Consider the following 19,990-nt stretch of genomic DNA (forward strand, 5'->3'; position numbering starts at 1 on the left):
GCTGCGGCGCGCCTTCGCGCTTGCCGGCGACCGCAGGCGACGGACGTCGCGATGGGCGGTGGCCGGGATGATCTACACGCTGCGCCACCGCACCGCCTACCGCTACGGCCGGCCGGTGCACTTCGCCCGCTGCACCCTGCGGCTCAAGCCGCAGGATTGCGAGGGCCAGAGCGTGCTGGCGAGCGCGGTCACGATCGACCCGAGCCCCGCCCGCGCTTTGATGCGGCGCGACTATCTCGGGATCGACGCGGTGGCGATCACCCTGGAGACACCCCACACCACCTTCAGCGTCGAGGCGCTCTCCACCGTGCGGGTCGAGCGCCCGGCCCCGCCGCCGCCCGAATCCGGGATGGCCTGGGAGCGGGTCCGCGATGCCGTTCTCGCCGGGCGCGACCTCGGCGGCCGGGCGCCGGTGCACTTCCTGTTCCCGAGCAGCCGGGTGCCGCTGCTGCCCGCGATCACCGACTACGCGCGCCCGAGCTTCACCGCCGGCCGCAGCGCCTACGGGGCGGCCCACGACCTGATGCTGCGGATCGGCCGGGATTTCCGCTTCGATTCCAAGGCCACCACCGTCTCGACGCCGCTCGCCGACTCCTTCGCGCTCCGGGCCGGGGTCTGCCAGGACTTCGCCCACGTGATGATCGCGGCCCTGCGCGGCATGGGCCTGCCCGCGGCCTATGTCAGCGGCTACCTGCGCACGGTGCCGCCGCCTGGCCGGCCGCGCCTGCGCGGGGCGGATGCGAGCCACGCCTGGGTGGCGGTCTGGTGCGGCACCGGCTGGCTCGGCCTCGACCCGACCAACGGCGTCGCGGTGCGGGACGACCACATCGTGGTGGCCCGCGGCCGCGATTACGGCGACGTGGCGCCGGTCGACGGCATCGTCAGCGGCTCGGGCAAGCAGCGCCTCAAGGTCGAGGTCGACGTCATCCCCGACACCGAGACGCGGGATCTCGCGCTGGTGGGATGAGGTGACGCTCCGTCATCGCGAGCGCAGCGAAGCGACCCAGGGCGGCGCGACATCCCCGAAGGTGGCGCGACACCGGATCGCTCCGCTCCGCCCGCAAGGACGGGGATGTCGCGGACGCCACCCTCACCACATCGACTTGGCCGCCCGCTCCGGCCATTCCGCGTCGTAGCGCTGGCCGCCGACCTCGCCCGCGGTCAGCGCCGCCAGGATCGCCCCCGGCGTCGGCAGGCTTCCCGGGTCGACGCGGGCTTCCGGATCCCACAGCCCAGCCCGGATGATCGCCCGGGCGCACTGGAAGTACACCTCCGCGACGGTGATCACGAGGGCGGTGCGCGGCGCGTGGCCGTCGACCCGGAACGAGGCGAGCAGGTCCGGGTCGGCCGAGATCACCGCCCGGCCGTTCACCCGCAGCGTCGTGCCGGAGCCCGGGATCAGGAACAGCAGCGCCACCCGCGGGTCGCGCACGACGTTGCGGAGCGAGTCGATCCGGTTGTTGCCCCGCCGGTCGGGCAGGATCAGCGTGCGCGGGTCGGCGACCCGCACGAAGCCCGGCCGGTCCCCGCGCGGGCTGCAATCGAGCCCCTCGGGACCGGCGGTCGCCAGCACCGCGAAGGGCGAGGCCGCGATCAGCGCCGCGTAGTCCGGCGTGATCGCGGCCGCCACCTTCACCGTCGAGGCGGGCGCCAGGGGCGCGCTGTAGAGCGCCTCCAGCGCGGCGAGATCGTCGACGATCATCGCGCCCTCACGCGACCGGGGCGGCCTTGCCGGCCGCGAAGGCTTCGTGGTCGGCGACCAGCGCCCCCGACAGCGCCGAGGCGATCAGGCCCCGGGTCTCGTCGACGCCGTAGAGGGCCACGAAGGAGCCGAACCGGGGTCCGCGCGCCTCACCGAACAGCACGTTGTAGAGGCTCGTGAACCACGCCTGCGACACGCCGGGCCGCCCGTCCGGGCTCTTGGCCTTGCCGGACGTGTCGGGGAAGTGGCGCCGGCCGACCTCGTAGACCGCCGCCTGCAGGGCCTCGGGATCGGTGGAGCCGGCATGCTCGGCTAGCGTCTCCGACAGGTCCTCCAGGGCCGCCCGCTCCTCGGGCGTCGGCGCCCGGTAGGTCTTGGCCGGCCGCACGAAGTCCGAGAAGTACTTCAGGGCGTGCTTCACCAGCCGGTCGAGGCCCGGATGGGTCTCCGGCCCGGTCCGCGGCGCGTAGCGGCGGATGAAGCCCCACAGCACCGCCGGATCCTCGGTGTTGGCGACCGCCGCGAGGTTGAGCAGCATCGCGAAGGTCAGGCTCGCGCCCTCGACCCGCTCGGGCTCCGGCGGGGTGCCGGCGTGGAGGTGCCAGACCGGGTTGCCCAGCCGCAGCTTCGCGTCCTGGCCGGCGTAGCGGTCGAGGAAGCCGATATACTCGTCGACGTGCCGGGGGATCACGTCGAAGAACAGGCGCTTGGCCTCGCGCGGCTTGTTGTACATGAACAGGGCGAGCGATTCCGGCGTGCCGTACTTGAGCCACTCGTCGATGGTCAGGCCGTTCCCCTTCGACTTCGAGATCTTCTGGCCCTTCTCGTCGAGGAACAGCTCGTAGTTGAACCCCTCCGGCGGCTCGCCGCCGAGCGCCCGGGCGATCTTGCCTGAGAGCTTCACCGAGTCGATCAGGTCCTTGCCGGCCATCTCGTAATCGACGCCGAGCGCCACCCAGCGCATCGCCCAGTCGGGCTTCCACTGCAGCTTGGCGTGGCCGCCGGTCACCGGAGTCTCGTAGCGCTCGCCCGTGGCGGGATCGCGCCACACGATCGTGCCGCTCTCCGCCCTCACCTCGTCGATCGGCACCTGCATCACGTGGCCGGTGACCGGGTGGAGCGGCAGGAACGGCGAGTAGCTCGCCGAGCGCTCGGCCCGCAGCGACGGCAGCATGATCTCCATCACGGAATCGTAGCGCTCCAGCACGCGCAGCAGCGTCGCGTCGAACACGCCCGCGCGGTAGCACTCGGTCGCCGAGCGGAACTCGTAACTGAAGCCGAAGGCGTCGAGGAAGCGGCGCAACTCGGCGTTGTTGTGCGCGCCGAAGCTGTCGTGGGTGCCGAACGGGTCCGGCACGCGGGTGAGCGGCTGGTTGAGGTGCGCGGCCAGCATCTCCCGGTTCGGGACGTTGTCGGGAACCTTGCGCAGCCCGTCCATGTCGTCCGAGAAAGCGATCAGCCGGGTCGGCACCGCGTCGCGGGTAAGCACCCGGAAGGCGTGGCGCACCATGGAGGTGCGGGCGACCTCGCCGAACGTGCCGATATGCGGCAGGCCCGACGGGCCGTAGCCGGTCTCGAACAGCACCTCGGTCTTGCCGGATTTCTCCAGCCGCGCCACGAGCTTGCGCGCCTCCTCGAAGGGCCAGGCGGCGGCGTTGGCGGCGGCCTCGATCACGTCGGCGTCGAGGGTCAGGGCTGGGGGAGCGGCGGGCATGTCGTTGGAGACGATCTTCAGGGCTGAACGCGTTGGGGAGCGCGCACCCTAGAGCGGTTCGCATCGGAGCGGAACGCCCGGAGGTGCAATGCGGGGTTCCATCGCGGGCTCGCGCGTGAGGCCTGTGCGTGCGGCCTATGACAGCGTGGGCCGGTTTCGGCTTGGCAGACGCACGCCCGATCCGCTCGGCTTCCTGCGCGTTCCAGGCCGAATCGCGAATCCCCGATCTCCGAATCTCGCCCTCATCCTGAGGTGCCGCTGCGCAGCACCTCAGGATGAGGGCGAGGAGGGGAAGTCCCGAGTCGAACAGGCTCTCGGCGCCGAACCTTGGCCCAGATGGCGCGGATCTCCGCATCGGTGGCGCGATCGCCGCGCGCCTCGGCGGCCCCGGATTCGTCGAGCTCCGCCTCTTCCTCCGGGGTGAACCGGTAAACCGGGGCCTCGTCCCCCGCGAAGGCCAGCATGAGCCGGGCGCTCTCGTCCTGAGGGTCCGGGGACGGGTCGCGCCTTCGCCACCGCCTGCTCGAGCAGATCCGCCACGGTGCCGTCCGCGTGCCGTCCGACAACCGAAGCCCGGCAGCAGGATCCCCATTCCTGGTGGCGACGAAAGCCCTCAGAACGGGCTGACGGGGAAGAACCGCAGGTACAGCTCGGTGTACTTGCCGTCGTCCCAGACCCGCTGGAGCGCGTCGTCCAGCGCCCGGGAGAGGGCAGCGTCCTCCTGGCGGGTGATCAGGCCGATCCCCTCCCCGAAATAGCGGTTCTCGAGGTAGTCGCCGCCGGTGAGCGCGCAGCAACTCTCCGCGTCCTGGCCGCCGACGAACAGGGCGAGGTTGAGGCCGTCGGCGAACAGGTAGTCGATCTCGCCGCGCTTGAGCGCGCTCTCGGCCGCCGTGAGATCGGTGAAGTCCTTCGGTACGGCCTTCGGGAAGAACGCCTTGAGGTAGGCCGCGTGGGCGCTGCCGGCGATGACCCCGACGCTGCGGCCGGCGAGCGCCGCCGCGGAGGGGACCGGCAGGCCCTTGTCGGCCCGGGCCGCGAAGCGCGCCGGCCAGCGGAAATACGGCCGCGTCGCCAGGAATCGCGACCGCAGGGACGCGGTCAGCGGGATGGCGGCCGCGACCACGTCGCCCTGCTTGCCGTCGAGGGCGTCCAGCAGGGTGTCGAAGCGGCGCGCCTGCACCGTGCAGGTGATCGTCAGCTTCTCGCAGACGGCCCGGGCGAGCTCGACCACGAAGCCCGTCGGGTTGCCGTCGGGGCCGGCGAAGTGCAGCGGCGGGAACTCGTCGTCCGTGAGGAAGCGGACCGCCCGGCCGGTCTGCGGCGCCTCGATCCGCTCGCCCCGGCTGCGCGGGTTCCAGAAATCCGGGATCGTGACGGCGGGGGTGGCGGTGACGCCCGTGGCCGGCGCGGCCGGGGGCGCCGCGGCGGCGGCCGGCCCCGCGAGGAGCGCCGCGACCGCGGCCGCCGCGATCCGGGATGGGATGGCTGTCCTATCGCCTCTTGACGACGGGGACGGGGCGGTGCTCCTCTCGGAGCGCGGGGGCGGGGACTGGCTCACCCCCCTCCTCTACCACGTCCTCGGGCCGCCGGGGGAGCGCGCGGCGTGTCGTTCCAGCGCCCGCCCGCGGGGCCGGAGGGCCTGCCGCCGGAGATCGCCTTCCTGCTGGACGAGGGCGTCGACGCGCGGCTGCTGGCCCGGGCCGCCGCCGCGGCGACCGCGGCCGGGACCGACGCGGCGACCGCGCTGATGAATGCCGGCCTGATCGCGGAATCGGCCTACTACGCGGCCCTGGCCCGGGCGCTCGGCGCCCCCTACCTCGACGGCCCGATCCCGTTCGGCCTGGGCCTGCGCTTCCCCGACAGCCTCGTGGCCGGCCTCGCGCCGCTGGCGCCGGGCGCGGTGGCGCCCTGGGTCCTGGCGCCCCGCGGGCGGGCGATCGCGGACCTCCTCGACGCCGCCGGCCGCGCCGCTGGCCACGCCGCCGTGCCGGCGATCACCAGCCCTACCCGCCTGCGCGAGGCCGTGTTCGCGTCCGTGCCCGGGCAGGTGGCGGATCACGCGGCGCACGACCTGCGGCGGCACGGCCCCGAGTGGGCGGCCGCCCCCGAGCCGGCCTTCCGCTGGCTGCTGGTCCTCGCCCTCGGCGGGACCGCCGCGCTCTGCCTGTGCGCGGCGCTGCCGGCCCCGCTGGCGCGCGCGGTGATGACGGCCGGGCAGGTCCTGTTCCTGGCCATGGCGACCCTGCGGATCGCGGCCCTCGCCATAGCGGCCCCGGTCGCCGCGGAGGCGGTGGTGCCCCTCGCCGAGGCCGACCTGCCGGTCTACACGATCCTCGTCCCCCTCCACCGCGAGGCGGCGGTGGTGCCGGACCTGCTCAGGGCGCTCTCCGCCCTCGACTATCCGGCCGCCAAGCTCGACATCAAGCTGCTGCTCGAGGCGGACGACGCGGAGACCGCCGCGGCTCTCCCCCGCGACACCCTCCCGGCCCGGTTCGAGGTGATCACGGTGCCGCCGGGCGGCCCGCGCACCAAGCCGCGGGCGCTCAACGCCGCGCTGCCGCTGGCTCGCGGCACCCTGATCACGGTCTACGACGCCGAGGACGTGCCCGATCCCGGGCAACTGCGGCTGGCGGCCGCCCTGTTCGCGCGCCTGCCCGCGCGAACCGCCTGCCTCCAGGGGCGGCTCGTGATCGACAATGCCGGCGATTCGCGCCTCGCCCGTGCCTTCGCCCTCGAATATGCCGGGCTGTTCGACGTGCTGAACCCGGCCTTCGCCCGCTGCGGCCTGCCGGTCCCGCTGGGCGGCACCTCGATGCACCTGCGCACCGACGTGGTGCGGGCTCTGCACGGCTGGGACGCCCACAACGTCACCGAGGACGCGGATCTCGGCCTGCGCCTCGCGCTGGCGGGCTACACCGTCGGCGACCTGCCCAGCCCGACCTTCGAGGAGGCGCCGGCCCGCCTCGGGCCCTGGCTCGGCCAGCGCACCCGCTGGCTGAAGGGCTTGGTCCAGACGAGCCTCACCCACGGGCGGCACCCGCTGGCCAACGCCCGCAGGCTCGGCGGCCTGGAGACGCTCTGCGCCGCCGCCCTGGTCCCCGGGACGGTGGTCTCGGCGCTCGCCTACCCGGCCTGCCTCGCCGCGGCGGCGTGGTCCTTCCTGGTCCGGGACATCCCGGCCGCCCCCGTCTTCCTGGACAACCTCTCCACGGGGCTCGCCATCACGCTGTTCGGGACGGGGCTCGCCGCCCTGGTCCTGCCCGCCCTCGTCGGCTGCGCCCGGCGCGGCTGGGGGGACCTCGCCCGGTCGGTCCCGTGGATGCCGGTCTACTTCCTGCTGGTCAGCCTCGCCGCGTGGCTGGCGCTGATCGAGCTGGTCCGGGCGCCGCTGCGCTGGAACAAGACCCGGCACGGCCTCGCGCGGACCTCCCGCAGCGGCCGCCGGCGGCGGGCGTACCCTGCGACAGCCTGCGACACCGGGACGTGACCCGGCGGCGGCGGATGCGCGTCGGCTTGATCTGGATCAGTCGCGGGCCCGCGCCGGGCCGCTAGCTTGGCCAGCCGGCTCCCGCCCGCGCCGCGGGCGGCCGGTGATTCGCCTCGCGGTGGTCCAAGCGATGCCGGCCTATCACCTCCGACGCACCCTCGAGCACGCGGACGGCCGCTGCGGCCTCGCCTTCGCCAGCGACCGCCTGGAGGCGGACGACGCGGAGGCGGCGATCCGCCGCGCCCGCGACCTGTGCCGGACCGCCGCCAACATGCTCCTGACCGGGGCGGTGCTGACCGATTCCCTCGGCCGGATCCTGTGGTCGTTCACCCTGGCGCTGGCCCGGGAGCCGCTCTGCGTCCGGCCGACGAGCTGAGGGCCCCGACGGAACCCGCGCGGATCGGCGCGCCGTGCAACGCCCGCGGCCCGCGCGCCGTTGTCCCGCACGGGCGCGGCCCGGAGAGGCCGAGAGCGCGGCCGAGCGAGCTGCCGGGAGAGCTGCCATGAGCACGATCGCGATCCTGATCGGCACGCAGGCGGGGGCGCGCCTCCTGGCCGCCGCCTCCGAGCGGGAGGCGGCCCTCTCGGCCGAGGCCTTCCTGCTGCGCCTGCCCGTCCGCGCCCTCCCGGCGCCGCTCTGGGTGCAGTGCGCCGACCCGGCGGTCAGCGGCCGCCTCACCGGCTACCTGAACGGCCTGCAGGCCGAGCAGGTGCGCGAGCGCGACCCGAGCCGGGTCTGAGGCCCGGCGCTGAGGCCCGGCGCTGAGGACCGACGCTGAGGACCGACGATCCGTGAGACGCATTTCCCTGCGCCGCGCCATGCTCTAACTCCGTCCGCATGAGCGAGACACGCGACGCGGGCCGGTCCGGGGCGAGCGGGGGGCGGGACGCCGATCCCGCCGCGGAGGCGCCCCTGGGCCGGCTCCTGCGCCTGATGGCGACCCTGCGCGATCCCGTCGCCGGCTGCCCCTGGGACGTGGCGCAGAGCTTCGCCACCATCGTGCCCTACACGATCGAGGAGGCCTACGAGGTCGCCGACGCGGTGGCGCGGGGGGACCTCGGCGACCTGCGCGACGAGCTCGGCGACCTGCTGCTCCAGGTGGTGTTCCACGCCCGCATGGCCGAGGAGCGGGGCGCCTTCGCGTTCGACGACGTGGCCCGCGCCATCGGCGACAAGCTGGTCCGGCGCCACCCCCACGTCTTCACCCCGGACGGCGCGCCCCTGCCCGCCGGCTCGCCCCTGCGCGACCCCGCGGCGGTCGAGGCCCAGTGGGCGGCGATCAAGGCGCAGGAGCGGGCGGCCCGGCAGGCAGAGCGGCGGGACGCGGGGCTCGCGCCGGACCCGGCGCCCGACCCCCTCGGCGGCGTCGCGCGGGCGCTGCCGGCCCTCGCCCGGGCGGAGAAGATCTCCCGGCGGGCGGCCGCCTACGGCTTCGACTGGGACGACGCCGCCCAGGTCGTCGATAAGGTCCGCGAGGAGACCGACGAGGTCGCCGAGGCCCTGGCGGCGGGCGACCCGGAGGCCCTGTCCGAGGAGATCGGCGACCTCCTGTTCTCGGTGGCGAACCTCGCGCGGCACGCCGGGATCGACCCGGAGACCGCCCTGCGCGACGGCACCGCCAAGTTCGAGCGGCGCTTCGCCGCCATGGCGCGGCATCTCGCGGCGTCCGGGGGCGCCCTCGGCCGCTCCGACCTCGCCGCCATGGAGGCGGCGTGGCAGGCGGCCAAGCGCGACGAGGCGGCGGGACAGGCGTAGCGGCGCTGTCAGGCCGCCCCGCCCCGCCCCGCCCTGCCCGCTCGCGGCCCGAGATGCCGGCTCGTCGCGGCGGATCCGTCGGGCTCCGAAACGGTGATCCGACGCGTTGGCGTTCCGGCGGGCGGGCGTTAAACCCGTGCCATGTTCGACGACGCGGCCGCTCGGCGCTACCTCGCGGGACTGGCCCCCGTGGCGGCGGGGTCGGTGCGCTGGCTCATCTACGATCACGACCGGCAATGGGTCTCGGTCGTGGACGGCGATCTCGTGTCCCTGCGGCAGGATTGCCTGCACGTCCTCGACGTCTCCGCGGAGGCGGACGCCACCGCGTCCCTCGTCGACGCGATCCGCGAGTTCCTCGCCGAAGGGACGGAGCGCACCCCGCAGATCGTCGCCCTCTCGTGCGCCGTGCTGATGCAGAGCGTCGGGGATCTCGACGCGGTCTTCGATCGGATCCGGTCCGGTGTCATGGCAACCCTCGTCTACGCCGAGGACGTCGTGGTCAGGCCCGTCGCCGGGTAGCGCGGATCGGCCCTCGCCCGGACGCGCCGCCCGACCGGGCCGGCTGCCTTCGCGGCTGCCTTCGCGGCGATCCTCCGCGGCTCCCCCGCGCGGCGAGGGCTCGACACGTCGCGGCGCGCGGATATGTTCCGCGCATGCGCTTCACCCTGCCCGCCCTCGCCGTCCTCGCCGTCACCGCCGCCCTGTCCCGGCCGGCCGCGGCCGAGACCATCCTCCAGGAGCGGTTCGGGTGCCACACCCAGGAGGTCACGGACCGCCTGTTCAAGCTGGTCATGGCGGGCGACGAGTCCGGGTTCGGCCAGCTGCTGCAGGGCAGCCTCGCCAGCGGCGAGTGCCGGTCGTTCAAGCCCGGCGAGGAGGTCCGGCTCGAGTCCCGGACGATGAGCTACGGCTGCCTCGCCCTGAAGGACACGCAGGATCGCTGCTACTGGACGCCGCTGAGCGCCATCGAGAAGTCGAACTGACGGCGAACTGACGCCCCCGCGGGGCGGCGGCGAACCGGCGCCCGGAGGCGCCGGCCCGCCCGCGCGGCCGGTGCGCGGTCAGGCGGCCTTCTTCCCCCGGCCCTTCGACGGCTCCGCGTCCGGCTCCGCCCCGCCGGGCTCGCCCGCGGCGTTGATCGACTCGGCGATCTTCGAGAGCAGCGCGTCGGTCCGCTTCTCCTCCTGCAGGGTCTCGTCCAGGAGCTGGGCGGCGTCCGCGTAGCCGAGCTGGGCCGCCCAGGTCTTCAGGGTGCCGTAGCGGGCGATCTCGTAGTGCTCCACCGCCTGGGCGCAGGCGGCCAGCACCGCGTCGGCGGCCGGGCTGTCGGCGAAGTCGTCGAGATCCTCCTCCATCTCCGAGACGATGCCCTGCATCGCCTCGCAGGTCTTGGCCCGGGCCGGCTTGCCGATGATCTCGAAGACCTGCGTCAGGCGCTCCACCTGCTGGGCGCTCTCCTCGGCGTGGGTCTCGAAGGCCTGGCGCAGCTCGTCGTGCTCCGCCGCCTTGGCGGATTTCTTGAGGGCTTTCACCGACTGCTTCTCGGCGTAGTAGACGTCCTTCAGGGTCTCGTAGAAGGCGTCCTGCAGCGTCTTCTGCTTGGCCATTCGGTCTGTCTCCGCTGGGGTCCACGCGCCATGTTCGGCGGCGTCCTCCGGGGAACTCCGGTCCGGCCGGCCGTATCCGGGCGATATCTTCGCCCTGTGGAGGAACCTTTCGGGGCTCAGCCGCCCGCCCCGTCCGGGCGCGGCTTCCGGCTGCCCCGCGGTGCGCCGCCCGGCTTCGGGCGCAGGCGGTCGAGGACCGTTTCCAGGGCGCGCTCCACCGCGTCGCGGTCCGGCACGGTCTCCGGCACCGCGTCCGGCGGAGGCGGGGGCGATCGGCCCGGGTCGCGGCGCTTCGGCATGTCGTCCGCCCGTATCGCCGCCGGGCCGACCGGTCTTCCGGCCCGCGCGGCGGCTTCCGGCCGGTCGATCGGCCAGGATCCTGGGATCAAAGCCTGCCGGGATCCGGGGATCCCGGGATCCTGTGATCAAGGTTCGCGGATGGTTGCCGGCGCGTCGGGATCCGGACCTTTCGGCGGCCGTGCCGGATCACCGGAGATCTCGGTCGCGCCCTGTCCGGACCCGCGGCGGCCGCCGAACGGCCAGTCGATCAGGCCGCCGGCCCAGAGCGCCGCCCAGACGAAGACCGGCTGAAACGCGAGCCGCGGCCCGTGGTACCACCAGGAATCCGGGATGCCCTCGACGTGGACGTGCTCGAACGCGTGCTTGAGGTTCGCCGGGTAGACGCAGACCGCGTAGAGGGCGAGGCCGAGCGCGGCCGCCCGGCGGAACCGCCCGGTGAGGAGGCCGACCGCGCCCGCGATCTCGCACAGGCCGGTCGCCAGGATGACGAGCCGCGGCTGCGGCACCCAGTCGGGCATGAGCGGCAGCATCGCGTCGGTCGCCACGAGGTGGACCACGCCGATGAACCCGTAGGTCGCCGCGAGCGCGTAGCGCAGCCGGCGCCGCCAAGTCTCGATTGACGCCTCGATCGCTCCCTCGGTCACGCGACCGCGTCCTCCGTGACGCCGCAGGCCTGCGCCAGGCGGGCGCGCAGGGCCGCCACGAGGCGGGTCACCGCCGGATGGCCGGCGCCCGGGCCGGCGCTCGGGAAGGCCGTGTCGCCGATGGCCGTCACGGGGGCCAGGAGCCGCAGGGAGTTGGTCAGGAACACGGCCTCCGCGCCGAGGAGATCGGGCAGGCCGAGCGACCGTTCCTCGGCCCGCAGCCCGCATCCGGCGGCGAGACCCAGCACCTCCGCCCGCACGATGCCGGCGAGCACGCCGTCCCCGAGCGGGGGCGTCACCAGATTGGCGCCGAACAGGGCGAAGAGATTGCCGGTGCCCGCGCAGGCGACGCGGCCCCGGGTGTTGCGGAACAGCGCCTCGTCGAACCCCGCGGCGGCGGCCTCGCGGGCGGCCAGCACCGCGTCGAGATAGCCCAGCGTCTTCAGGCGGGCGGCGGGGGAGGTGTCGTTGCGGGCGATGGCCGTCGGCCACAGGCGCAGGGGCGCGAAGGACGCGGCCCTGGCGCTCGCGGCCGCGGTGGCGAACAGGGTCGGGTTCGGCGCGTCCGGCGGCCTCAGGCCGCGCGGGCCGGAGCCGCGCGTCAGCGTGGTCCGGATCGCGAGCCGCTCCCCCTGACCCGCGAGGTCCCGCATGGCCGCACGGATCCGCTCGGGTTCGGCGGGGATCCCCAGCGTCTCCGCGGAGGCCACGAGCCGGGCGATATGGGCGTCCTCGAAGGCGACGCGGCCGCCGAGCGCCAGTGCGGTGTCGAACAGGCCGTCGCCGAGCGTCAGGCCGCGGTCGGTGTGGTCGAGCGGAGCCGTGGTTCCGGGCAGAAGCGCCCCGTCACGCCACAGCATCGCGGCGCCCCTCCGGCCTATCCCGCCACGCGCGGGCGAGATCCAGGAAATTGGCGAACAGGGCGTGGCCGCCCTCGGTCAGGACCGATTCCGGGTGGAACTGGATGCCGTAGGTCGGGTGGGTCCGGTGCGACAGCGCCATCACCTCCCCCTCCTGCGAGACCGCGTCGACCGAGAGGTGTCTTTCCATGTCGGGGCCGGGATTCACGACCAGCGAGTGGTAGCGCCCGACCGGCATCGGCGCCGGGATTCCGGAAAACAGGCGCTCGCCGGTATGGGCGATCGGCGTCATCTGCCCGTGGAGGGGGCGCTGTGCCCGCGCGACCGTGCCGCCGAAGGCCGCGCCGATCGCCTGATGGCCGAGGCAGACGCCGAGGATCGGCACCGCGCCCGACAGGTCGCGGATCGCCGGCAGGGAGATCCCGGCCTCCGCGGGGGTGCAGGGCCCGGGCGAGACCACCAGGGCCTCCGGCTCCAGCGCCCGGATGCCGGGGACGTCCAGCGCGTCGTTGCGCACGACCCGGACCGTCTCGCCGAGCTCCTCCAGGTAACGGACGACGTTGAAGACGAACGAGTCGTAATTGTCGAGGACGAGGATCATGCGAAGGCCTCGAACACGCGGGCGGCCTTGGCCAGGGTCTCGTCGTATTCCGGGCCGGGCTCCGACAGCAGCGTCACCCCGCCCCCGGCCTGCAGGACCGCCTGCCGGTCGTCCATGAACACGGTGCGGATCGCGATCGACGTGTCGAGCGCCCCGTCGAAGCCGATCCGGCCGATGGCGCCGCAGTAGAGTTCCCGCGCGTCGCCCTCGATCTCCGTGATGATGTCCATGGCGCGGATCTTCGGCGCGCCCGTGATCGAGCCGCCCGGGAAGGTCCCTTCCAGGAGGTCGAGGGCGTCGAGCCCGTCGCGGAGGTCGCCGGTCACCACCGACACCAGATGGTGGACGTTGGCGTAGGTCTCCAGGCCGCACAGGGTCGGCACGGCGACGGTGCCCGGCCGGCAGACCCGCGACAGGTCGTTGCGCAGCAGGTCGACGATCATGACGTTCTCGGCCCGCTCCTTGACGCTGGCCTGGAGCGCCTCGGCCGCCGCCCGGTCGGCCGCCGGGTCGTCGAGGCGGCGGGCGGTGCCCTTGATCGGGCGCGTCTCCACGTGCCGCCCGTCGAGGCGGATGAACCGCTCCGGCGAGGACGAGGCGACGGTCAGGCCCTCCTGTTCCAGGTAGGCCCCGAAGGTCGCCGGGTTGGTCTCGCGCAGCCGCCGGTAGAGGGCGAACGGGTCGAAGCCGGCCGGCAGGTCGGCGACGAAGCGCTGGGCGATGTTGGCCTGGTAGATGTCGCCGGCCCGGATGTAGGTGCGGACCTTTTCGACAGCTTCTTCATAGCTTTGGCGGTCGAAGTTCGAGCGCCACGCGAGCGGCTGGGCCGGCCGGGCGGGGGCCGGGATCGGCGGCTCCGCACCGCCGAGCAGGTCGGCGAAGCGGGCGAGCCGCGCCTCCGCGCGGGCCCGCCGCGCGTCCGGCGCGGTCTCGGGGAAACCCGTTGCGACGAGCCGGCCCGTGCCGGCGGCGTGGTCGACGACCAGCGCGGTGTCGTAGAGGTTCAGCGCGATGTCGTCGGTGAGCCCCGCCCGCCGGGCGGGCGGCGCCACCCGCTCCAGCGCCGCGCCGAGGTCGTAGGCGAGGTACCCGATCGCCCCGCCGGGGAACGGCTCCGGGCCTGCCTCGAGCCGGTAGGGTTCGAGGCAGGCCCGGAGCGCGGCCATCGGGCCGCCCGCCACCGGCCTCCCGTCGAGGGTCGCGCGCCCGTCGCGGTAGCGGAACCGCGCGAACGGGTCGGCGGCCACGATCGAGTGCCGCCCCAGCGGGTCGTGCCGCATGGCGCTGTCGAGGAAGGCGAGCCCGGGCAGGGCTCGCAGCCGCGCCGCCGCCGCGACGGGATCGATGAAGGGGATCTCTCGGGTCCACATGACCGGGTTCGGGGCCGCCATCCTCGAGCTGTGCGTCGTGCGCTGCCGTCGCACAGGCGATGCCGCGGGGGAAGCGGCAGTTCCACGCAGGCCCTGCCGCCGCGCGCGGGCGGGCCGTGTCCGGGGCGCAGGGCCGCGCCGTCCAATCCTGATGTGGGGTCTGAGGAGACCGCCGTAAAGCTCTGCCGTAACGATAGGATCTGCGCCTAGGCTCAGGCTCGCGCGCAGGGCCGGGCACCCCTGCGGCGGCCGGCCTCGCGCGGAGGCGCGGGAGCCTGTATAGGAGCGCGACCCCGAATTCCTGGTCCCGCGCGCCGGGCGGCCGATCGCCCCGCCGGACTATCCGACCCGAATGCCATGACCGCCACGCCCGCTCCCCGCGGCCCCGCTCCCGGCGCCGCCCCGAAAATCTCGTTCGTCTCGCTGGGCTGCCCGAAGGCGCTGGTCGATTCCGAGCGGATCCTCACCCATCTGCGCGCCGAGGGCTACGAGCTGGCCCGGCGGCACGACGGCGCCGACGTGGTGATCGTCAACACCTGCGGCTTCCTCGATTCCGCCAAGGCGGAGTCGCTCTCGGCCATCGGCGAGGCCATGGCGGAGAACGGCCGCGTCATCGTCACCGGCTGCATGGGCGCGCAGCCGGAGGAGATCCGCGAGAAGTACCCCGACCTCCTGGCGGTGACCGGGCCCCAGGCCTACGAGTCGGTGGTGGCGGCCGTCCACGAGGCGGTGCCGCCGGCCCACGACCCGTTCCTCGACCTCGTGCCGCCGCAGGGGATCAAGCTCACCCCGCGCCACTACGCCTACCTGAAGATCTCGGAGGGGTGCAGCAACCGCTGCAGCTTCTGCATCATCCCGAGCTTGCGCGGGAACCTCGTCAGCCGCCCCGCCGCCGACGTGCTGCGCGAGGCCGAGAAGCTGGTGAAGGCCGGCGTGAAGGAGCTGCTGGTCGTCAGCCAGGACACCAGCGCCTACGGCGTCGACATCCGCTACAGCGAGAGCCCGTGGCGCGACCGCCAGGTCCGCGCCAAGTTCTACGACCTCACCAAGGAACTCGGCGAGCTCGGCGCCTGGGTGCGGCTGCACTACGTCTACCCCTACCCGCACGTGGACGAGGTCATCCCGCTGATGGCCGAGGGCAAGGTGCTGCCCTACCTCGACATGCCGCTCCAGCACGCGAGCCCCTCCGTGCTCAAGCGCATGCGCCGCCCCGGCAACCAGGAGCGCCAGCTCGACCGGATCCGCAGCTGGCGGCATACCTGCCCGGACCTCGCGATCCGCTCGACCTTCATCGTCGGCTTCCCCGGCGAGACCGAGGCCGAGTTCGAGGAGCTGCTGGCTTGGTTGCAGGAGGCCAAGCTCGATCGGGTCGGCTGCTTCGAGTACGAGCCGGTGGCCGGCGCCACCGCCAACGCGCTGGGCGACCTCGTGCCGCCGGCGGTGAAGGCCGAGCGCAAGCGCCGGTTCATGGAGACCCAGAACGGCATCGCGCTCCGGCTGCAGCGGGCCAAGGTCGGCAAGCGGCTGCCCGTCATCGTCGATTCCGTCGAGGGCGGGGTGGCGCGGGGCCGGTCCAAGGCCGACGCGCCGGAGATCGACGGCAATGTCCACGCCGCCTTCCGGCGCCCGGTGCGGGTCGGCGACATCGTCACGGTGAAGATCGACCGGGCCGAGGCCTACGACCTCTACGGCAGCGTCGCCTGACGGCAGACCCCGTCTTTGCGAGCGCAGCGAAGGCAATCCAGGGATGCGCTGCGCTCGGGAACGTCGCGCTGCGCTCGCGATGACGGGCGCGGACCGGACTCCTGTTGACGCCGCGTCCGGCGCGGCTTGACCCCGCCCGCCCCGCGCGGTCTTTCGGAACAGATCAGGAACTTGGTCGGGACCCGAGGCGGCGATGGATCCGGAGGTCGCGCTCCGAAAGATCATCCACATCGACATGGACGCGTTCTACGCCTCCGTGGAGCAGCGCGACGACCCGTCGCTGCGCGGCCGGCCGCTGGCGGTCGGCGGCTCCCGGGAGCGCGGGGTGGTGGCCGCTGCGAGCTACGAGGCCCGAAAATTCGGTGTCCGCTCCGCCATGCCGTCGGCCACCGCGCGGCGGCTGTGCCCGGACCTGCTGTTCGTGAAGCCGCGCTTCGAGGTCTACCGGGCAGTCTCCGAGGAGATCCGGGCGGTCTTCGCCCGGCACACGGCCATCATCGAGCCGGTGGCCCTCGACGAGGCCTATCTCGACGTCACCGAGAACCTCCAGGGCCTCCCGACGGCGACGGCCGTGGCGAAGGCGATCCGGGCCGAGATCCTGGAACGGACCGGACTCATCGCCTCGGCCGGGGTCTCGTACAACAAGTTCCTCGCCAAGGTGGCGTCCGACCACCGCAAGCCCGACGCCCTGTTCGTCATCACCCCCGCCATGGGGCCGGACTTCGTGGCGGCGCTGCCGATCGGCCGGTTCCACGGCGTCGGCCCGGTCACCGAGGCGAAGATGAAGCGGCTCGGGATCGAGACCGGGGCGGATCTGCGCGCCTGGACGCCGGAGCGCCTGCGCGAGACCTTCGGCTCCGCGGGCGCCTACTACCACGCGGTCGCCCGCGGGATCGACGCGCGGCCGGTCCGCGCCCACCGGGTGCGCAAGTCGATCGGGGCCGAGACCACCTTCTCGGACGACACCGCCGCCTTCGAGGTCCTGGCCGCCCGGCTGGCGCCGCTGTTCGACAAGGTCTGGGCGGGCGCCGACGCCAAGGGCATGCGCGCCCGGACCGTGACCCTGAAGCTCAAGTTCTCCGATTTCGCGCAGGTCACCCGGGCGAAGTCCCTCGCCGTGCCGGTGGCCGACCGGGCCGCCCTGGAGCGGATCGGCCTCGACCTGCTCGCCGGCCTGTTCCCCCTGCGCCGCAGCGCGCGGCTGATCGGGGTGTCGCTGTCGGGCTTCGCGCAGGACGCGCCCGAGGCGCCGTTCCAGCTCGGGCTGGCGCTCTGACACGGCCTCCGGGGCAGGCCCACGCTCCGTCATCACGGGCGCAGCGAAGTGACCCCGGGCAGCAGGACATCGGTCAGCGTGGCGCTGGCCCTGGATCGCCTCGCTCCACTCGCAACGACGACGGTGGGGAAGCGATCAACCGGAAAGCGATGGAGCCGCCGCCGTCATGCACGACACGGCGCCTGTGCGGTTCCGCACGTCGGGAAGGCCGGGTCGATCGCAGGGCGGAGCGATCCGGTCCAGATCAGGGTTTCTCGAGCCCGCGTGAACACGAGGACCCTGTCGATGCCGAAGCACGCCCGCTTGGCCCTGGCCGCCGCGCTTCTATCGGCCATCGCGGCGGGCGCCGCCCGCGCGGACGGCACATCCGCTTTCGGGGCCGCCAACGCGGCCCAGCTCCGGGGCTACACCGCGAGCCCGGCCCAGGTCTACGTTCCGGCAGGCGGCCCGAGCGCCAAGCCCGCGGCCCCCGCACCGCAGCGGCCGAAGGCGCCGGCGCGCAGTCGCTGAGATCGACCCGGGCCGCGCCGGCCCGGGCATCCGGGCACGCGTTCTCGGTCACGCGTTCTTGCGCGGCCGGTGGTTCGGGTCGACGCCGCCGTCGAGCTTCGTCTCGTTGTCGACGTCGCCCTCGAAGGTCGAATCCGCCTGCAGATCCGCCGGGTCGGCGCCGCTCATCCCCTTCGAGGTGCCGATCCCAGGATTGCCCTTGAGGTCGGCGTCCGTGGGCGTGTCGGTCTTCGGGTGCTTGGATGACATGCAGGCTCCTGTCGGATGCTGATGTCGGGCCAACGCGTCGGCGCGGGGCCGGTCTCCCGCGCGGCGTGCGGCGGTTCGCCTCCCGGTCCCCGCACGCCCTCAGCCGATCTCCGCCGCGGCGATCCGGCGGACGCCCGCCGCCTCCATCCGCGCCCAGGCCCGCGCGAGCGACCCGTCCACGTCGATCCCGCGCACCGCGTCCGCCACCACGAGGACGTCGAACCCCGCGTCGCGCGCGTCGAGCGCGCTCCAGGCGACGCAGAAATCGGTGGCGAGGCCGCACACGGCGACGCGGGTGATGCCGCGCTCCCGGAGCGCCCCGGCGAGGCCGGTGCGCGTGGCCCGGTCGGCTTCCAGGAAGGCCGAGTAGCTGTCGACCCGCGGATCCAGCCCCTTGCGCACCACCAGGCTCGCCCGGTCGGTGGCGAGGTCCGGCGCGAAGGCGGCCCCGGGGCTGCCCTGGACGCAGTGGCGCGGCCACAGCACCTGCGGCCCGTAGGGCAGCGTCACGGTCTCGAACGGGGCCCGCCCCGGATGGGTCTCGGCGAAGGAGACGTGATCGGCCGGATGCCAGTCCTGCATCAGCACCACGTGCCGGAAGCGGTGCTGGAGGTCGTTGATCGGGCCGATCACCGCGTCGCCCCCCGGGACGGGGAGCGCCCCGCCCGGCAGGAAGTCGACCTGCACGTCGACGACGAGGAGCAGGTCGGCGTTGCCGGGCGTCACGGTCGGTCCCTACGGCAGCATCACGATCGAGCCGGTGGTCTCCCGGCCCGCGAGGTCGCGGTGCACCTGCTGCGCCTCGGCCAGCGGGTAGGTGGCGTTGACGGCGATCTTCACCGCGCCGTCGCGGACCACCTTGAACAGGCGGGCGGCCGCCTCCTCCAGGGTGGCGCGGTTCGACGAGAAGGTCGCGAGCGTCGGGCGCGTCACGTAGAGCGAGCCGCGCGGGGCCAGCAGGCCGAGGTCGAGCCCGGTGATCGCCCCGGAGGCCGAGCCGAAGCTCGCCAGCAGGCCGAGCGGCGCGAGGCTGTCCAGGGAGCCCATCAGGGTCGCCTGCCCGACGCCGTCGTAGACCACCGGCACGCCCTTGCCGCCGGTGATCTCGCGCACGCGCTTGGCCACGTCCTCCTCGCGGTAGAGGATGACGTGGTCGCAGCCGTTCTGCTTGGCGAGCTCCGCCTTCTCGGGGCTGCCGGCGGTGCCGATCACGGTGGCGCCGAGGTGCTTGGCCCACTGGCACGCGATCAGGCCGACGCCGCCGGCGGCGGCCTGCCACAGGATCGTGTCGCCGGGCTTCACCGCGTAGGTCCGGTGCAGCAGGTACTCGACGGTCAGGCCCTTGAGCATCATGGCGGCGGCGGTCTTCTCGTCGACCCCGTCGGGGATCGGCACGGCCGCCGAGGCCGGGATCACCGGCTCCTCGGCGTAGCAGCCGTCCGCCACCGAGCCGTAGGCGACCCGGTCGCCGGCCTTGAACTGGGTCACGCCCTCGCCCACCGCCGTGACGGTGCCGGCGCCCTCCTTGCCGGGGGTGTAGGGCATGTGCGGGGACTTGTAGGCGCCGGTGCGGAAGTAGATGTCGATGAAGTTGACGCCGATGGCGGCCTGCCTGACCCGGATCTGCCCGGGGCCCGGCTCGGCCAGGGGCACGTCCTCGAAGCGCATCACCTCGGGACCGCCGTACTCGTAGACCCGGATCGCCTTCGGCATCGTTGGACTCCCGCTCGCCGCCCCGTCCGGGGCGTTGCAGCCCGAGATAACGGACCGCCCGCCGGAGGCAATTCGTTTTTGGCCTCTCGCGCCCCGGTTTTAACCCGCCCGGCCGCGGCCCCGTTCTGGATCCGCCGGACCCGGACGCCTATCTAGGCCCTGCCATTCCCTGAGCCGAGGTCCGACATCCATGTCCGGCACCACCCGCACGAGCGCCGACCTCGATCCGCGCCGCCGCCGCCTCCTCTACCGCGCCTGGCACCGGGGCATCCGCGAGATGGACCTGATCATGGGCCGCTTCGCCGATGCCGAGATCGGCGACCTGTCGGAGGCGGAGCTCGACCAGTTCGAGGCGCTGATCGAGGTGCCGGACCGCGACCTGTTCAAGTGGCTGACCGGCGAGGTCGAGACGCCCACGAACTACGACACGTCGGTCTGGCGGCGGGTGCGGGCGTTCCACCGGCACGACGCGCCGATCCACTCCTGAGAGCGAC

General features: G+C 73.8%; 24 protein-coding genes. 11 read left to right on the forward strand and 13 right to left on the reverse strand.

Annotated elements, in window-relative coordinates; genetic code table 11:
* Positions 1–67: 67 nt before the first annotated feature.
* Positions 68–967, forward strand: coding sequence for a transglutaminase family protein (locus ABIC30_RS13345; RefSeq protein ID WP_354455404.1), 900 nt, complete (start codon positions 68–70; stop codon positions 965–967).
* 123 nt (positions 968–1,090) lie between these two features.
* Here ABIC30_RS13345 and ABIC30_RS13350 read toward each other — a convergent pair whose 3' ends face one another.
* The 4 genes from ABIC30_RS13350 to ABIC30_RS13365 all read right to left on the reverse strand — a co-directional run bounded on the left by ABIC30_RS13350 (position 1,091) and on the right by ABIC30_RS13365 (position 4,977).
* Entirely contained in the window at positions 1,091–1,702 is a 612-nt protein-coding gene (locus ABIC30_RS13350) for a pyridoxamine 5'-phosphate oxidase family protein (RefSeq protein ID WP_020093309.1), read from the reverse strand.
* 7 nt (positions 1,703–1,709) lie between these two features.
* A complete protein-coding gene (locus ABIC30_RS13355; protein ID WP_354455406.1) occupies positions 1,710–3,416 on the reverse strand; it encodes a lysine--tRNA ligase in 1,707 nt (568 codons plus the stop codon).
* A gap of 242 nt (positions 3,417–3,658) precedes the next feature.
* Positions 3,659–3,880, reverse strand: a complete 222-nt coding sequence (locus tag ABIC30_RS31820; protein WP_502915841.1) for a hypothetical protein — start codon at positions 3,878–3,880, stop codon at positions 3,659–3,661.
* Positions 3,881–4,029: 149 nt separating this feature from the next.
* Positions 4,030–4,977, reverse strand: coding sequence for a transporter substrate-binding domain-containing protein (locus tag ABIC30_RS13365; protein WP_354455408.1), 948 nt, complete (start codon positions 4,975–4,977; stop codon positions 4,030–4,032).
* 45 nt (positions 4,978–5,022) lie between these two features.
* On the opposite strand from ABIC30_RS13365, the gene ABIC30_RS13370 reads away from it, so the two are divergent.
* The 6 genes from ABIC30_RS13370 (at position 5,023) to ABIC30_RS13395 (ending at position 9,645) form a co-directional block, all read left to right on the forward strand.
* Positions 5,023–6,906 carry a glycosyltransferase family 2 protein gene (locus ABIC30_RS13370; RefSeq protein WP_056523119.1) on the forward strand — a complete coding sequence of 628 codons (1,884 nt, stop codon included), beginning with the start codon at positions 5,023–5,025 and terminating at the stop codon, positions 6,904–6,906.
* Between the two features lie 130 nt (positions 6,907–7,036).
* Entirely contained in the window at positions 7,037–7,282 is a 246-nt protein-coding gene (locus tag ABIC30_RS13375) for a hypothetical protein (protein ID WP_042672728.1), read from the forward strand.
* A 127-nt stretch (positions 7,283–7,409) separates the two neighbouring features.
* A complete protein-coding gene (locus tag ABIC30_RS13380) occupies positions 7,410–7,646 on the forward strand; it encodes a hypothetical protein (RefSeq protein WP_020093304.1) in 237 nt (78 codons plus the stop codon).
* A 98-nt stretch (positions 7,647–7,744) separates the two neighbouring features.
* On the forward strand, positions 7,745–8,662 hold the full coding sequence (gene mazG / locus ABIC30_RS13385; RefSeq protein WP_091677476.1) for a nucleoside triphosphate pyrophosphohydrolase: 918 nt from the start codon (positions 7,745–7,747) through the stop codon (positions 8,660–8,662).
* Positions 8,663–8,803: 141 nt separating this feature from the next.
* On the forward strand, positions 8,804–9,181 hold the full coding sequence (locus ABIC30_RS13390; protein ID WP_056523114.1) for a hypothetical protein: 378 nt from the start codon (positions 8,804–8,806) through the stop codon (positions 9,179–9,181).
* Positions 9,182–9,315: 134 nt separating this feature from the next.
* Positions 9,316–9,645, forward strand: a complete 330-nt coding sequence (locus ABIC30_RS13395) for a hypothetical protein (RefSeq protein WP_354455412.1) — start codon at positions 9,316–9,318, stop codon at positions 9,643–9,645.
* A gap of 78 nt (positions 9,646–9,723) precedes the next feature.
* On the opposite strand, the gene ABIC30_RS13400 is transcribed toward ABIC30_RS13395, so the two are convergent.
* From ABIC30_RS13400 to pabB, 6 genes are all read right to left on the reverse strand, one after another.
* Positions 9,724–10,269 carry a YciE/YciF ferroxidase family protein gene (locus ABIC30_RS13400; protein WP_042672733.1) on the reverse strand — a complete coding sequence of 182 codons (546 nt, stop codon included), beginning with the start codon at positions 10,267–10,269 and terminating at the stop codon, positions 9,724–9,726.
* A gap of 116 nt (positions 10,270–10,385) precedes the next feature.
* On the reverse strand, positions 10,386–10,568 hold the full coding sequence (locus ABIC30_RS13405; RefSeq protein ID WP_026604943.1) for a hypothetical protein: 183 nt from the start codon (positions 10,566–10,568) through the stop codon (positions 10,386–10,388).
* A gap of 126 nt (positions 10,569–10,694) precedes the next feature.
* Positions 10,695–11,213, reverse strand: coding sequence for a DoxX family protein (locus ABIC30_RS13410; RefSeq protein WP_427509452.1), 519 nt, complete (start codon positions 11,211–11,213; stop codon positions 10,695–10,697).
* Positions 11,210–12,073 carry an aminotransferase class IV gene (locus ABIC30_RS13415; RefSeq protein ID WP_331327876.1) on the reverse strand — a complete coding sequence of 288 codons (864 nt, stop codon included), beginning with the start codon at positions 12,071–12,073 and terminating at the stop codon, positions 11,210–11,212. Before ABIC30_RS13415 ends, ABIC30_RS13410 begins: the two co-directional genes overlap by 4 nt.
* Positions 12,060–12,674, reverse strand: a complete 615-nt coding sequence (locus ABIC30_RS13420) for an anthranilate synthase component II (RefSeq protein ID WP_354455415.1) — start codon at positions 12,672–12,674, stop codon at positions 12,060–12,062. Before ABIC30_RS13420 ends, ABIC30_RS13415 begins: the two co-directional genes overlap by 14 nt.
* A complete protein-coding gene (gene pabB / locus ABIC30_RS13425; protein ID WP_354455417.1) occupies positions 12,671–14,044 on the reverse strand; it encodes an aminodeoxychorismate synthase component I in 1,374 nt (457 codons plus the stop codon). Before pabB ends, ABIC30_RS13420 begins: the two co-directional genes overlap by 4 nt.
* Positions 14,045–14,401: 357 nt before the next feature.
* Here pabB and rimO point away from each other — a divergent pair, with 357 nt between their 5' ends.
* From rimO to ABIC30_RS13440, 3 genes are all read left to right on the forward strand, one after another.
* Positions 14,402–15,748: a 30S ribosomal protein S12 methylthiotransferase RimO gene (gene rimO / locus ABIC30_RS13430; protein WP_042672745.1), complete on the forward strand. Its 1,347-nt coding sequence runs from the start codon at positions 14,402–14,404 to the stop codon at positions 15,746–15,748.
* A 193-nt stretch (positions 15,749–15,941) separates the two neighbouring features.
* On the forward strand, positions 15,942–17,024 hold the full coding sequence (gene dinB / locus ABIC30_RS13435; RefSeq protein ID WP_354455420.1) for a DNA polymerase IV: 1,083 nt from the start codon (positions 15,942–15,944) through the stop codon (positions 17,022–17,024).
* 264 nt (positions 17,025–17,288) lie between these two features.
* A complete protein-coding gene (locus tag ABIC30_RS13440; protein ID WP_244435304.1) occupies positions 17,289–17,534 on the forward strand; it encodes a hypothetical protein in 246 nt (81 codons plus the stop codon).
* A 48-nt stretch (positions 17,535–17,582) separates the two neighbouring features.
* Here the strand turns inward: ABIC30_RS13440 and ABIC30_RS13445 are convergent, their stop codons facing one another.
* The 3 genes from ABIC30_RS13445 to ABIC30_RS13455 form a co-directional block, all read right to left on the reverse strand.
* Entirely contained in the window at positions 17,583–17,783 is a 201-nt protein-coding gene (locus ABIC30_RS13445; protein WP_042672748.1) for a hypothetical protein, read from the reverse strand.
* 99 nt (positions 17,784–17,882) lie between these two features.
* Positions 17,883–18,509: a bifunctional nicotinamidase/pyrazinamidase gene (gene pncA / locus ABIC30_RS13450; RefSeq protein WP_042672749.1), complete on the reverse strand. Its 627-nt coding sequence runs from the start codon at positions 18,507–18,509 to the stop codon at positions 17,883–17,885.
* Between the two features lie 9 nt (positions 18,510–18,518).
* Positions 18,519–19,496, reverse strand: coding sequence for a quinone oxidoreductase family protein (locus ABIC30_RS13455; RefSeq protein ID WP_020093289.1), 978 nt, complete (start codon positions 19,494–19,496; stop codon positions 18,519–18,521).
* Positions 19,497–19,686: 190 nt separating this feature from the next.
* On the opposite strand from ABIC30_RS13455, the gene ABIC30_RS13460 reads away from it, so the two are divergent.
* Positions 19,687–19,983, forward strand: a complete 297-nt coding sequence (locus ABIC30_RS13460; RefSeq protein ID WP_020093288.1) for an FAD assembly factor SdhE — start codon at positions 19,687–19,689, stop codon at positions 19,981–19,983.
* Positions 19,984–19,990 lie beyond the last annotated feature (7 nt).

Source organism: Methylobacterium sp. 1030 (assembly GCF_040544715.1).
GTDB lineage: Bacteria > Pseudomonadota > Alphaproteobacteria > Rhizobiales > Beijerinckiaceae > Methylobacterium.

Excerpts from the sequence above, each read along its gene's own strand:
- ABIC30_RS13390 (WP_056523114.1), top strand. The coding sequence starts at position 8,804 with ATGTTCGACGACGCGGCCGCTCGGCGCTACCTCGCGGGACTGGCCCCC.
- ABIC30_RS13345 (WP_354455404.1), top strand. The coding sequence starts at position 68 with ATGATCTACACGCTGCGCCACCGCACCGCCTACCGCTACGGCCGGCCG.
- dinB (WP_354455420.1), top strand. The coding sequence starts at position 15,942 with ATGGATCCGGAGGTCGCGCTCCGAAAGATCATCCACATCGACATGGAC.
- ABIC30_RS13455 (WP_020093289.1), bottom strand. The coding sequence starts at position 19,496 with ATGCCGAAGGCGATCCGGGTCTACGAGTACGGCGGTCCCGAGGTGATG.
- ABIC30_RS13380 (WP_020093304.1), top strand. The coding sequence starts at position 7,410 with ATGAGCACGATCGCGATCCTGATCGGCACGCAGGCGGGGGCGCGCCTC.
- ABIC30_RS13415 (WP_331327876.1), bottom strand. The coding sequence starts at position 12,073 with ATGCTGTGGCGTGACGGGGCGCTTCTGCCCGGAACCACGGCTCCGCTC.
- rimO (WP_042672745.1), top strand. The coding sequence starts at position 14,402 with ATGACCGCCACGCCCGCTCCCCGCGGCCCCGCTCCCGGCGCCGCCCCG.
- ABIC30_RS13445 (WP_042672748.1), bottom strand. The coding sequence starts at position 17,783 with ATGTCATCCAAGCACCCGAAGACCGACACGCCCACGGACGCCGACCTC.
- ABIC30_RS13400 (WP_042672733.1), bottom strand. The coding sequence starts at position 10,269 with ATGGCCAAGCAGAAGACGCTGCAGGACGCCTTCTACGAGACCCTGAAG.
- ABIC30_RS31820 (WP_502915841.1), bottom strand. The coding sequence starts at position 3,880 with ATGCTGGCCTTCGCGGGGGACGAGGCCCCGGTTTACCGGTTCACCCCG.
- ABIC30_RS13375 (WP_042672728.1), top strand. The coding sequence starts at position 7,037 with ATGCCGGCCTATCACCTCCGACGCACCCTCGAGCACGCGGACGGCCGC.
- ABIC30_RS13460 (WP_020093288.1), top strand. The coding sequence starts at position 19,687 with ATGTCCGGCACCACCCGCACGAGCGCCGACCTCGATCCGCGCCGCCGC.
- pabB (WP_354455417.1), bottom strand. The coding sequence starts at position 14,044 with ATGTGGACCCGAGAGATCCCCTTCATCGATCCCGTCGCGGCGGCGGCG.
- mazG (WP_091677476.1), top strand. The coding sequence starts at position 7,745 with ATGAGCGAGACACGCGACGCGGGCCGGTCCGGGGCGAGCGGGGGGCGG.
- ABIC30_RS13350 (WP_020093309.1), bottom strand. The coding sequence starts at position 1,702 with ATGATCGTCGACGATCTCGCCGCGCTGGAGGCGCTCTACAGCGCGCCC.
- ABIC30_RS13420 (WP_354455415.1), bottom strand. The coding sequence starts at position 12,674 with ATGATCCTCGTCCTCGACAATTACGACTCGTTCGTCTTCAACGTCGTC.
- ABIC30_RS13395 (WP_354455412.1), top strand. The coding sequence starts at position 9,316 with ATGCGCTTCACCCTGCCCGCCCTCGCCGTCCTCGCCGTCACCGCCGCC.
- ABIC30_RS13355 (WP_354455406.1), bottom strand. The coding sequence starts at position 3,416 with ATGCCCGCCGCTCCCCCAGCCCTGACCCTCGACGCCGACGTGATCGAG.
- ABIC30_RS13405 (WP_026604943.1), bottom strand. The coding sequence starts at position 10,568 with ATGCCGAAGCGCCGCGACCCGGGCCGATCGCCCCCGCCTCCGCCGGAC.